This is a genomic window from Janthinobacterium sp. SUN073, assembly GCF_030397665.1.
Taxonomy (GTDB): Bacteria; Pseudomonadota; Gammaproteobacteria; order Burkholderiales; family Burkholderiaceae_D; genus Janthinobacterium.
This window is the reverse complement of record NZ_JAPUBT010000001.1, coordinates 572,261-584,814: the sequence shown is the minus strand read 5'-3', so window position 1 is coordinate 584,814 and position 12,554 is coordinate 572,261. Positions and strand designations below refer to the sequence as shown.

Sequence of the window (12,554 nt, the reverse complement as noted above, 5' to 3'; positions counted from 1 at the left end):
CATGCGCCCTGGCGGCGCACTGCGCGTTGTCGAATCCGCGTGCGCGTTGCGGACGCTCTACAGGAGGTGTCAGGCGGCGCAGCGCGCGTCGCTGTGCGCCAGCCATGCCATGAAGTGCGCCTGCGGCATGGGACGGGCAAAATAAAAGCCCTGCAATTCATCGCAGCCGGCGTGGCGCAGCACGTCGGCATCGGCCGCGCTTTCCACGCCTTCGGCGGTGACCGTCAGGCCCAGGGTATGGCCCAGGCCGATGATGGTTTTCGTCACGGCCAGGTTTTGCGGCGAACCGTGGATGTCCTGCACGAAGCTCATGTCGATTTTCAGCTTGTCGAGCGGGAAGCGGCACAGGTAGTTCAGGCTCGAATAGCCGGTGCCGAAATCGTCGATCGACAGCGCAAACCCCAGCGCCTTGATGGCGTGCAGGGTGGCGATGGTGTCGTCCACATTGTCCATCAGGATCGATTCGGTCAGTTCGAATTCGATCTGCCCTGGCGTGACGGGAAACTCGCGCAGCACCTCGCGCAAGGTGGCCACCAGGGTGCCGCTTTTTAGCTGGATGGCCGACAGGTTGATCGACACGGCGATGTCGCCCGCGCCCGCCTCGCGCCAGGCCAGCTGCTGGCGGCAGGCTTCGCGGATGACCCATGCGCCGATGGAGACGATCAGGCCCGATTCCTCGGCGGCGGGAATGAAGCTGTCGGGCGCGATCAGGCCGCGCTGCGGGTGCTGCCAGCGGATCAGGCTTTCCACGCCATTCAGGCGGCTGCTCTGCGCATCGACGCGCGGCTGGTAGTACAGCACCAGTTCCTGCCGCTCGATGGCGTGGCGCAGGTCGCTTTCCAGGTGCAGCTGCTGCAATTGCTGCTCCTGCATCTGCGGCGTGAACATGCGCGCATGGTCGCGCCCCCCGCTCTTGGCCTGGTACATGGCCGCATCGGCGTGGCGCATCAGGGTATCCATGTCGTCGCCGTGGTCCGGATAGATGGCCACGCCCACGCTGCACGAGACATACAGCGTGCTGCCTTCCACCTGGTGTGGCTGGCGCATGGCCGGTATCAATCGCGTGTCGAGCAGCACGCCGATGGCCTCCGCGTCGCCGATGCCGTTGAGGATGACGACGAATTCATCGCCGCCCAGGCGGCTGACGGTGTCGCCTTCGCGTACCAGTTGCAGCAGGCGGGCCGATACCGATTGCAGCAGCGCGTCGCCCACATGGTGGCCCAGCGCGTCGTTGACGTGCTTGAAGCGGTCCAGGTCGACGAACAGCACGCCCACTTTTTCACCGCTGCGGCGCGCCTGCGCGATGGCGGCCGCCAGGCGCAGTTTCGACACGTGGCGGTTCGCCAGGCCCGTCAGCGCATCGTGGTGGGCCATGTGCTCGATCTGCCGCTCGCTGGCCTTGCGTTCGCTGATATCGAGCGAGCTGGCGATGAAATGCGTGGTGACGCCATCGAGGTCGCGCACGGCGTTCATCACCAGCCAGGCGGGATAGCTTTCCAGCGACTTGCGCTGTACCGAGATTTCTCCCTGCCAGTAGCCGCGCCGCGCCAGGGTCCGGCGCAGGCTGTCGAGCTGCTCGGGATTGTTGTTGGGCGCGAGCAGGAAGGCCGGGCGCTTGCCGATCAGCTCCACCATGTCGTACAGCGAATGGCGGCGGAAGGCCTGGTTGACGGTAATGATGCGCATGTCGGCATCCATCACGATCAGGCTTTCAGCCGATGCCTCGAAGACCTTGGCCCACAATTCCAGGCGCGACTCCATCAGCTTCATCTTGTTGATCGGCGTGAAGGTCGACAGCACGGCGCGCTGGCCCTGGTAGTCGATCAGGCGCGCGGAAATCAAGGCCCAGGTGGGCGTGCCGCCGCCGCTCCAGCACACCTCGAACTCATCGACGGCGCCCAGGTCGCTCAAGCGCTGGAAGAAGCGCGAACGGGCTTGCGGATGCATGCCGCTCACCCACGGGTCCAGTTCCAGGCCGCCCTGCCACGCGTGCGCGGCCTGGTTCGCGTGCAGCACCTGGTGATGCGGGATCGAGGTGACCATCAGCGGGATGGGAATGGCGTCGACCAGCTGGCGCTGCGCATCGGCGGCGCTGGCGCGCGCCACCAGGTCCTGCTGCGCCATGCGCTGGAAGTCGAGCTGCTGCAGCATGGTATTGAAGGCGCTGACCAGGCGCCCCGTTTCGTCCTCGCTGTCCCAGATGGCACGCAGGCTATGGTCGCCCGTTTCGCGCACTTCCTGCGCCACGCGCGCCAGGCGGCGGATGGGCAGGGCGATCTGCCGCGCGACGAAAAACACCAGGCCCAGTATCGCCGCCAGCAGCAGCACGGCCGTGCCCAGGTGCAGCCACATGCGCGTGAAAAAGCCGTCCACACGCAGTTGGATCAGGCGGTGCAATTCGTGTTCCGTCGCGCGCCAGGCCCGCTGCAGGGCTGCGGCCGCCGCCGCATCGCGGCGCAGCAGTTTCTGCCTGCCTGCGGGGTTGGCTTGGGCGCCGGCCAGCGCCTGGGTGCTGGCGCGAAACTGCGCCACGGCTTGCTGCAGGGCCGCGCGCGAGCCGTCCAGGTGCCGGCGCAGCAGCGGCGTGCTGGCCGCGAACGCCTCCGTGTAGTCGCTGCCGATGCCGCCCATGGTGGCATCCATGCGGCCTTCGAGGATCAGGAACTGGGTCTGCAGGCGCTGGCGCTGCGCGCCCTCGGCTGTCGCCAGTTGCAGGGCCAGGTCACGCGTGCTGTTGATCACTTCCAGCAGTTCGGGAAAGCGCAGGATCACCAGCGACATGGTGTAGTAGCTGTCCAGGTCCGGGTCGAGGATCAGGTTCGACTGATTGCCCACGCGCGTGAGCAGTTCGCGTCCGGCCACAAAGGCGGGCGCGGGTGCCATGCCGTCATGTGCCGCTGGCATGCCGCCGGCCCGGCGCAGCAGGGTGGCGAATTCCCCGCTCAATTGCGTGCTGCGCATGCCCGCGCCGAACTGGCGCTCGGCCTGCTCAATGGCGGCGGCTTGCGCATCCGCTTGCGCCGTGCCGCGCGTCAGTGGCAGCAGGGCATCGCGGATGGCGGCGATGTAGTCGTTGCCCGCCATCTCCTTGCGCGAGAAATCGATGGCGATGTATTTTTCGTTGATGAGGATGCCGGAAATGAAGATCACGGCGGACAGGTCGAGCAAATAGATCAGCGCCAGTTTGCGCCCCACCGTCAATTTACCGATCATGCGCGAGATTCTGCCCACCATGCGTGCCCCACCTTCTCGTCAGCTCATTTATGTTTTCTTATGAGCAATTTTCATGCCTGAATTTACAGGCTGATAAGGTCGATGCGGGGCGTTTTGGGCTGTGCGCGCCCCATGCTGGTGCGGAAAAGCGGTGGCAATGAAAAAGGGCGGCCCGCAGGCCGCCCTCGTGCGCAGTGATGCGGTGCTTACGCTTCGGCGACGCGCTTGGCGATGTGCGCCAGCGCTTCTTCCACCTGGTCGATCAGGATCAGGCACAGGTCGCCTTCGTTCAAGCGTGCCAGGGCCTTGTCGATGGCGACGAATTCGCCGTTGATTTCATCGATATGGCTGGTGCGCTTGGCACCGTTCAAGCCCTGGCGCAGCAGCGCCACCACTTCGCCGTCGGCGCGGCCGCGCTGGCACTGGTCCTGGTACAGCAGCACGTCGTCGAAGGCGGCGCCGAGGATTTCCGTCTGCTGGCGGATGTCTTCGTCGCGGCGGTCACCGGCACCGCTGATGACCACCGACCGGCGCTTGGCCGGCATGCTTTCCACGGCCTGCACCAGCGCCAGGATGGCGTCCGGATTGTGGCCGTAGTCGGCGATCAAGGTGGCACCCTTGTAGTCGAATACGTTGAAGCGGCCCGGCGCATTGTCGGCTTCATTGGCAAAGGTTTTCAGGCCCAGCGCGATGGTTTTCCAGTCCAGGCCCACGGCCCAGGCGGCGGCCAGCGACGCCATGACGTTGTCGACCTGGAAGCCGATGGCGCCATTGCGCGTGATCGGCACTTGCGACAGGGCGATTTCGTGGCGCTCCTTGCCCTGCGCGGCGACCAGTTTGCCGTCTTCCACGTACACCACGCGGTTGCCCTGAGCGCGGTGCGTGGCCATCACGGGATGCGTCTTGTCGGCGGCGAAGAAGGTCACGGTGCCGCTGCAATTCTTGGCCATGCGCGCCACGGCAGGGTCGGTGGCGTTCAACACGGCCACGCCGCTGTCGGCCACGTTCTGCACGATCACGCGCTTCAACACCGCCAGGTCTTCCACGGTGGTGATGTAGTTCAGGCCCAGGTGATCCCCGGCGCCGATATTCGTCACCACGGCGACCTGGCAGCGATCAAAAGCCAGGCCTTCGCGCAGCATGCCGCCGCGCGCCGTCTCGAACACGGCGGCATCCACGTCAGGGTGCAGCAGCACGTTGCGCGCGCTGCGCGGACCGCTGCAGTCGCCGCTGTCGATCTGGCGTCCTTCGATGTACACGCCATCGGTGTTGGTCATGCCGGTGCGCAGGCCGGAGGTGGTGAGCAGGTGGGCGATCAGGCGCACGGTGGTGGTCTTGCCGTTGGTGCCGGTGACGGCAACGACGGGGATGCGGCCATCGTCGCCCTCGGCGAACATGGCGGCGATGATGGCTTCGCCGACGGGACGCGGCTTGCCGAACGACGGCGCCAGGTGCATGCGCAGACCCGGCGCGGCGTTCACTTCGACGATGCCGGCGTTCTGCTCTTCCAGCGGTTTTAAGATGCTTTCGGAGACCACGTCCACGCCGCAGATGTCCAGGCCCACCATGTGCGCGGCGGCGACGGCGCGCGCCGCCACTTCCGGATGCACGTCGACGGTGACGTCGGTGGCCGAGCCGCCCGTCGACAGGTTGGCGTTATTGCGCAAGATCACGCGCTGGCCCACGGGCGGTACGGATTCGGCCACATAACCCTGCTTGGCCAGGCTGGCCAGGGCGATGTCGTCGAAGCGGATTTTCGTCAGCGAGGTGGCGTGGCCGCTGCCGCGGCGCGGGTCCAGGTTGACCTGGTCGACCAGTTCGCGCACCGTGTGCTGGCCGTCGCCCACCACTTGCGGCGGGTCGCGGCGGGCCGCTGCCACCATCTTGTTGCCGATGACGAGCAAGCGGAAATCGTGGCCCGGCAGGTAGCGCTCGACGAGGATGTCGTCGCGGAATTCCTGCGCCGCGAGGAAGGCGGCCGTCAGCTGTTCGCGCGTGGTGACGTTGACGGTGACGCCCTTGCCCTGGTTGCCATCCTTCGGTTTCACGACGACGGGCAGGCCGATCTCGCAGGCGGCGGCCCAGGCGTCGTCCGCGTCGATGGCGACACGGCCGTGCGGCACCGGCACGCCGGCCGAATCGAGCAGCTTCTTGGTCAGTTCCTTGTCTTGCGCGATGGCTTCGGCAATCGCGCTGGTGCCGTCCATTTCGGCGGCCTGGATCTTGCGTTGCTTGCTGCCCCAGCCGAACGTCACCAGGCTGCCTTCGGTCAGGCGGCGGAACGGGATGTTGCGCGCCACGGCGGCGTTGACGATGGCGCCCGTCGAAGGCCCCAGGCGCACGTCTTCATCGAGTTCCTGCAACTGGTGCAGGGCGCCGGCCAGGTCGAATGGCGCATCGTCGAGCGCGGCGCGGCACAGCTGCTGCGCCAGTTCCAGGGCCAGTCGGCCGACGGCTTCTTCCGAGTATTCGACGACGACCTGGAAGATGCCCGTTTCCAGGGTCGGCGTGGTGCGGCTGAAGGTGACGGGGCAGCCGGCTTGCGCCTGCAGGCCCAGCGCCGCCAGTTCCAGCACCTGCGCCATCGGCGCGGCGTTGTAATTGCCCAGCGGTTGCAGCGGGCTCAGTTGCGGAAAGCGCGCGCGCAGGCGGGCTTCGAAGCCGGGCAACTGGGCGATGTCGAGTTCCTGCGTGGTGCAGGAAACAATGGCTTCCACGGCGGTGTCGTGGCTCCAGAGGTTAGGGCCCCGCAAGGCTCGTACGCGAGATACTTCCATAATTAAACCGTAATCCTGTTGTGTTCTTGTGGGCCCGGCCATCCTGGCCGGGCTTGAGTGCTGCTTTGCCTGTTGCCGATTAGTTGCCGATGCAGCCAGGGGCCGCGTCGAAGGTGCGCAGTCCCGCGCAGATCAGATCGACGGGCAGGTTCATGGCCCAGGCGGCGGCCGCGACGGCCAGCACGCTGTCGACATTGCCGGCCGTGGCCGGTTTCAGCAGGTCCAGGCACAGCAAGACCGTTTCGATGCCGCCTTCGGCCAGCACGATGTGGTTGCCGCGTACGAACACGGCGCGCTGGCCGGCGGCCAGTTGCGCCGCGATGGCCGGCAAGCTGCCATCCTGCGCGTACAGGGTCACCGTGCCGTCGCACAGTTCGGCCAGTTCCAGCACGTGCGCGTTGGCGGCGTTCAGCACGGCCACGCCCGTCGGCACCACCACGTCGACCTGGCTGCGCACGGCCTTGTACAGGCCAGCATCGTCGAGCACGTCGAAATCCTTGACGCTCTCCAAACTGCCCATGTCGGTGACGATGCCAACCTGGCACTTGTCATAGGCCAGGCCTTCGGCCAGGATCATGCGCGGATTGCTCTCGAACAGGGCCGTCTGCACGGTGCGGTTGAGCAGCAGGCGCTGGCCCGCGTCCCAGTTCACGCAATCGCTGCTGACGACTCTGCGCTGGTCCAGGTACATGCCTTCGCTGCAGACGGCGCCCGTGTGCAGGCCCGACAGATTGAGCAGTTTGCACAGCATGCGCACGATCAGGCTGGCGCCGCGCGTGCCCGTCACGCCGATCAGCGGAATGCGGCCCGTTTCCTCGGCGGCGAACAGGTGGTCGACGATGGCCGCGCCGACAGGGCGGCTCTGGCCCACGCCCGGCTTGATGTGCGCCAGCAGGCCGGGGCTGGCATTGACTTCGATGATGGCGCCGCGCTGCTCTTCCAGCGGACGCGTGATGTCGGTGGTGACCAGGTCGATGCCGGCGATATCCAGGCCCACCACGCGCGCGGCGAGCAGGGCCGCATGCACGACGGACGGATGCACGTCGTCCGTGACGTCGATGGCCACGTTGCCGTTCGGCTGGATCAGCACTTTCTGGCCGGCCTGCGGCACGGACAGGGCGGTCATGCCCTGGCGCTGCAGTTCCAGCACGATTTCGCCCGATTCGTGCGGCTTGACGGTGCCCAATGGAAAATCTTCGCCTTCGCCGCGGCGCGGATCGATATTGATCTGCGTGTTCACCAGTTCCAGCACGCTCGAGACGCCGTCGCCGTCGACCCACAAGGATTCGCCCTTGGCGGCCGCGATCAGCTTGTTGCCGACGACGAGCAGACGGTGTTCGTCGCCCGTGATGAAGCTTTCCACCAGCACGGCCGAGCTGTCGCCCTTGCGTGCGGCCAGCTCATAGGCGGCCTTGACGTCGCTTTCGGTCATCAGGTTCAGCGACACGCCGCGGCCATGGTTGCCGTCATACGGTTTCACCACGACGGGCACGCCGATGTCTTGCGCTTCTTCCCAGGCCGCTTCGGCGCTGCGCACCAGGCTGCCTTCAGGGACGCGCACGCCGCACGATTTGAGCAGGAATTTGGTCAGGTCCTTGTCGCTGGCGATGCCTTCGGCAATCGCGCTGGTGCGGTCCGTTTCGGCCGTCCAGATGCGGCGCTGCGCGGCGCCGTGGCCCAGCTGCACCAGGTTGCCGTCGTTCAGGCGCAGCGAAGGGATGCCGCGCTCGGTGGCCGCATCGACGATGCTGGCCGTGCTCGGGCCCAGGCAGCGCGCATCGACCATGTCGCGCAGGGGCGCCAGGGCCGCTTCCAGGTCGTAGGCTTCATCGTTGATGGCGGCCATCAGCAGTTCGCGCGCGGCGGCCAGGGCGGCGCGGCCCACGTGCTCTTCACGCGTGCGGAAAGCCATCTTGTAGACGCCGCGCTGGCTGGTCGAGCGCGTCTGGCCGAAGCCCGTGCGCATGCCCGCCAGGTTTTGCAGTTCCAGCACCACGTGTTCGAGGATGTGGGCCGACCACGTGCCTTCGCGCAGGCGCTCGAAAAAGCCGCCCCGTTCGCCCACGCCGCAGCGGTGTTCGATCATGCCGGGCAGCCATGCCACCAGACGCTCGTACAGGCCGGGCAGGGTATTGGATGGATAGTCTTCCAGTTCGCCGATGTCGACCCAGGCTTCAATCACCGGGCGATACGTCCAGATGTTGGGGCCGCGCAAGTGGGTGACGCGGACGAATTCGATGTTCTTCTTCTTGATCATGTAAGTGGTTTCTTGATAACAAGCCAGGCGTCTGGGCGCCAGATACTTTATGGTGGCTCTACAGAGTCTTTTCAGGCTCGTGCTTGGTTCTTTATCCCGGGTATGCGCAGTGTGCCACTTTTAGCGGTCTCTTGTCGCGTTTGCTTCTCGTATTCTGCTGCTGTTGTCATTCTAATTGTTACTAAATGTTGCCTTACTTGTTATAAAGATACCGACTCCGGACTAAGCTGGAGCATTTGCGCAACAGCGGGCTGTTGTATACTTGTCGCGGGTCGATGGCCGCTCATTTTTTTGCGCCGTTTTGCCATCATTCCTTACCGGCAGGCATCCATTCGATACAATACAGGAAATTGCCACTGGTGCATCCACCTCGCCATCGCGCAGTACACAAACATTGATCGGGCGTCTGCCCCATCCCCCAAATCCCGCCCTGAAGGGCTTGGCCTCGAGCCGGAGTATGCTTTACGATGACAACTGAACTGAGTGTTCCTGCAACAACTATTCCCCTCAACTCGCTGCCTGCGCCTGTCGCAGAAGCCTGGCTGGCGGAGGTGGAGAGCAACCTTTCTCCAGGGGAGAACGTTTTAAGTAGCGTTGAGGTTGACCTCGATGCGCGATTACGTTTCACAAAAGGCATAATTGTTGTCACCGAGAAGCGTTTGCTGGCCCGTTCACCGGGCGATACCGACTGGAAAAGCTGGTCTTTCCGCCCCGGACTGCGCCTGACGCACCATGACCACGCCGGTGTCGGCCACCTGGAACTGTTCGACGACCACGGCCGCCTGGCCTCGTGGCGCTTCACCCTGGGACAGAACCTGCACGCCATCCGCGTGCTGGAACAGTTCGTCGAGCGCCTCGACAGCCACCTGACGGGCCAGCCCGTGCTGGCAGCGGAGCAGGAAGTGTGCCCCAGCTGCAAGGCACCGCTGGAACCCGAGCAGGAAGAATGCCCGATCTGCGCCAAGGTGCTGTACACGCCGCCATCCACCTGGACCCTGTTCCGCCTGTGGCGCTTTGCCCATCCCTACCGTGGCCAGCTGGCCCTGGGCTTCATGCTGATGCTGCTGAGCACTGCCGCGCACATGATTCCGCCTTACCTGACGGCGCCGCTGATGGACAATGTGCTGATCCCGTATCAGAACGGCAAGCACATCGATCCATGGCTGGTGGTGTACTACATGAGCGGCTTGCTCGGTTCGGCCCTGCTGGCCTGGCTGCTGGGCTGGGGCAAGACGTATGTGCTGGCCCTGGTGTCCGAACGCATGGGCGCCGACTTGCGCTCGGCCACGTATGAACACCTGATGAAACTGTCGCTGGAATTCTTTGGCGGCAAGCGTACGGGCGACCTGATGTCGCGCATCGGCAGCGGCAGCGACCGCATCTGCGTCTTCCTCTCGCTGCATTTGCTCGATTTCGCTTCCGACGTGCTGATGATCATCATGACGGGCGTCATTCTGTGGTCGATGAACCCCTGGCTGGCCATCATGACCCTGGCGCCTTTGCCCTTCATCGCCTGGATGATCCACCTGGTGCGCGACCGCTTGCGCACGGGCTTTGAAAAGATCGACCGCGTGTGGAGCGAAGTGACCAACGTGCTGGCCGATACGATACCCGGCATCCGCGTGGTGAAGGCGTTTGCGCAGGAAAAACGCGAAGCGGCCCGCTTCCGCGACGCCAACGCGCACAACCTGGCCGTCAACGACAAGTTGAACAAGGTCTGGTCGCTGTTCTCGCCCACCGTATCGTTCCTGACGGAGATGGGTTTGCTGGTCATCTGGTGCTTCGGTATCTGGCAATTGTCGCGCGGCGAAATCACCGTCGGCGTGCTGACCGCGTTCATCGCCTACAGCACGCGCTTCTACGGCCGCCTCGATTCCATGAGCCGCATCGTTTCCGTGACGCAGAAATCGGCGTCCGCCGCCAAGCGCATCTTCGACATCCTCGACCACGTGTCGAGCGTGCCGGAACCGGCGCACCCCGTGAAACTGGAGAAGATCGAAGGCCGCATCGATTTGCGCGAAGTCGGTTTCCGCTACGGCAACCGGGCCGTCAACCGCGGCATCACCCTGAACATCAAGGCCGGCGAGATGATCGGCCTGGTGGGTCACAGCGGTTCGGGCAAGAGCACGCTGGTCAACCTGATCTGCCGCTTCTATGACGTGTCGGAAGGGGCGATTTTGCTCGACGGCGTCGACATCCGCTCGTTCGCCGTGTCCGACTACCGCCGCAACATCGGTCTGGTGCTGCAGGAGCCGTTCCTGTTCTTCGGCACCATCGCGGAAAATATCGCCTACGGCAAGCCGCACGCGACGCGCCAGGAGATCATCGCCGCCGCGCGCGCCGCGCATGCCCACGAATTCATCCTGCGCCTGCCACAAGGCTACGATTCGATGGTGGGTGAGCGTGGCCAGGGCTTGTCCGGCGGCGAACGCCAGCGTATCTCGATCGCCCGCGCCCTGCTGATCGACCCGCGCATCCTGATCATGGATGAAGCGACATCGTCGGTCGACTCGGAAACGGAAAAAGAAATCCAGAAGGCGCTGGACAACCTGGTGCAGGGCCGCACGACGATCGCCATCGCGCACAGGCTGTCGACCCTGCACCGGGCCGACCGCCTGGTGGTGCTGGACCGCGGCCAGGTCGTCGAAGTGGGCAGTCACGATGAACTGATGGCGAAAGAGGGCGCCTATTTCCGCCTCTACGAAGCACAGGCGCGCAACAACGAACTCGCCCTGGATGACAAGGAATAAGCATGGCCAGTACAACTTTTACATTAAGCCGCGACACCTTCGGCAAGCTGGTGATGACGGCCGAAGACGGCCAGGTCTTTGAAGGCGTGGCGCCCGTGCGCGCCTTCCCCATCCAGTCGCCCGACGAAGGCATTTCGCTGGTGCTGGGCAATGGCAAGGAAGTGGCGTGGATCGAGCGCCTCGACACCTTGCCGGAGCCGGCGCGCAGCCTGCTGCAGGAAGAACTGGAAGGGCGCGAATTCATGCCGGAAATCGCGCGCGTGAAAAGCGTTTCCAGCTTCGCCACGCCGTGCACCTGGCACGTCGATACGGACCGGGGTGAGACGCAGTTCGTGCTGAAGGGCGAGGAAGACATCCGCCGCATCGGCGCCGCGTCGCTGCTGATCGCCGACAACCACGGCATCCACTTTTTGATCCGCGACATGTTTAATATCGACAAGACGACGCGGAAGATACTCGACCGCTTCCTGTAAGGAGCGCCCTGGAATACGGCGCAGTGCCGCCGCTCATGCCGTTCAGCTTGCGCTGGGCGGCATTTTTTTTGACCTTGTGCTTTCCTTGTGGGCTGCCTCATTTGATCTATACTATCGTCTTAAAGGAGATGGTTATGCAACGACACATTGATGCTCCCGTTCCGGCTCAGCAAGCGAGGGCCCTGTACGAAGGCATGGCGCTGTACGGCTTTGATACTGATGCGCGCATTGCGCTGATACGGCGGGGCATTCCAGCTTCGGCGATCAGCCGCTTGTCCGCGCGCATGGGCATGAGCAAGGAATTCCTGTTGTCCAGCCTGGGGTTGTCGCGCGCCACCATCAGCCGCAAGGAGAAAGACGCCAGCTTGCTGTCGAAGGATGAATCGGAGCGCGTACTGGGTGTTGAAACCCTGATCGGCATGGCGCAGGCGATGGTCGAACAATCGGGCGATCCCGCCGGCTTTGACGCTGCGCGCTGGGTCTCCGATTGGCTGAGCAAGCCACTGCCTGCGCTGGCGGGGGCCACGCCAGCCAGCTACATGGACACCTTCGAGGGGCAAAAACTGGTGGCGGAATTGCTGTCCATGACGCAGAGCGGAGCCTATGCATGAACGTGCTCTGGCGTATTGCCGTCGAGACGCCAGCGTATGCCGCCAGTGACCTGAGCGGCACCGGCGCGAGGATCACGGGTGGCCGCTGGAACAGCAAGGGCGCGCCCGTCGTGTATTGCTCGACGAGTATCGCCCTGGCCACCCTGGAAACCGTGCATTACCTGCGCGGCGGCGGCTTGCCGTTCAACCGTTACCTGGTGCGTATCGCCATTCCCGATGGCGTGTGGAATGCGCGCCAGGTCCTCGATCCATTTCCCGGTGGCTGGGACGCCATACCGGCCGGCTTGTCGGGCAAGCGGGCTGGCGATGGCTGGATTGCAGCGGGGAAATCCGCCTTGCTGCTGGTGCCTTCCGTGATCGTGCCCGACGAATGCAATGTCTTGCTCAACCCCCGGCATGCCGATGCCGCGGCAATCACCGCCAGCACCGTCCGGCGGTGGAGCTACGATTCCCGCTTTTTCCCTTGATGCAGG

7 protein-coding genes are annotated in these 12,554 nt (G+C 64.6%); 4 read left to right on the top strand and 3 right to left on the bottom strand.

The genetic code is table 11. The features are described 5' to 3' along the window. Positions 1–69: 69 nt before the first annotated feature. The 3 genes from O0882_RS02720 to cphA (O0882_RS02710) form a co-directional block, all read right to left on the bottom strand. Positions 70–3,234 (bottom strand): EAL domain-containing protein, encoded by a 3,165-nt coding sequence (locus O0882_RS02720; RefSeq protein ID WP_289945155.1) that lies wholly within the window; start codon positions 3,232–3,234, stop codon positions 70–72. A gap of 185 nt (positions 3,235–3,419) precedes the next feature. Then, positions 3,420–5,990 (bottom strand): cyanophycin synthetase, encoded by a 2,571-nt coding sequence (gene cphA / locus O0882_RS02715; protein WP_289945153.1) that lies wholly within the window; start codon positions 5,988–5,990, stop codon positions 3,420–3,422. A 79-nt stretch (positions 5,991–6,069) separates the two neighbouring features. After that, entirely contained in the window at positions 6,070–8,247 is a 2,178-nt protein-coding gene (cphA, locus tag O0882_RS02710; RefSeq protein WP_289945152.1) for a cyanophycin synthetase, read from the bottom strand. Positions 8,248–8,714: 467 nt separating this feature from the next. Between cphA (O0882_RS02710) and O0882_RS02705 the strand changes: the two genes are divergently transcribed. The 4 genes from O0882_RS02705 (at position 8,715) to O0882_RS02690 (ending at position 12,548) form a co-directional block, all read left to right on the top strand. Beyond that, positions 8,715–10,997, top strand: coding sequence for an ABC transporter ATP-binding protein (locus O0882_RS02705; protein ID WP_289945150.1), 2,283 nt, complete (start codon positions 8,715–8,717; stop codon positions 10,995–10,997). A gap of 2 nt (positions 10,998–10,999) precedes the next feature. Then, the gene (locus O0882_RS02700; RefSeq protein ID WP_289945148.1) at positions 11,000–11,470 is read left to right on the top strand and encodes a DUF1854 domain-containing protein; all 471 of its coding nucleotides are present in this window, start codon (positions 11,000–11,002) and stop codon (positions 11,468–11,470) included. A 134-nt stretch (positions 11,471–11,604) separates the two neighbouring features. Next, entirely contained in the window at positions 11,605–12,081 is a 477-nt protein-coding gene (locus O0882_RS02695) for an antitoxin Xre-like helix-turn-helix domain-containing protein (protein ID WP_289945145.1), read from the top strand. Continuing rightward, positions 12,078–12,548, top strand: a complete 471-nt coding sequence (locus O0882_RS02690) for an RES family NAD+ phosphorylase (RefSeq protein ID WP_289945144.1) — start codon at positions 12,078–12,080, stop codon at positions 12,546–12,548. The genes O0882_RS02695 and O0882_RS02690 overlap by 4 nt, the downstream gene beginning before the upstream one ends. The last annotated feature ends 6 nt before the right edge of the window (positions 12,549–12,554 follow it).

Excerpts from the sequence above, each read along its gene's own strand:
- cphA (WP_289945152.1), bottom strand. The coding sequence starts at position 8,247 with ATGATCAAGAAGAAGAACATCGAATTCGTCCGCGTCACCCACTTGCGC.
- cphA (WP_289945153.1), bottom strand. The coding sequence starts at position 5,990 with ATGGAAGTATCTCGCGTACGAGCCTTGCGGGGCCCTAACCTCTGGAGC.
- O0882_RS02720 (WP_289945155.1), bottom strand. The coding sequence starts at position 3,234 with ATGGTGGGCAGAATCTCGCGCATGATCGGTAAATTGACGGTGGGGCGC.
- O0882_RS02695 (WP_289945145.1), top strand. The coding sequence starts at position 11,605 with ATGCAACGACACATTGATGCTCCCGTTCCGGCTCAGCAAGCGAGGGCC.
- O0882_RS02705 (WP_289945150.1), top strand. The coding sequence starts at position 8,715 with ATGACAACTGAACTGAGTGTTCCTGCAACAACTATTCCCCTCAACTCG.
- O0882_RS02700 (WP_289945148.1), top strand. The coding sequence starts at position 11,000 with ATGGCCAGTACAACTTTTACATTAAGCCGCGACACCTTCGGCAAGCTG.
- O0882_RS02690 (WP_289945144.1), top strand. The coding sequence starts at position 12,078 with ATGAACGTGCTCTGGCGTATTGCCGTCGAGACGCCAGCGTATGCCGCC.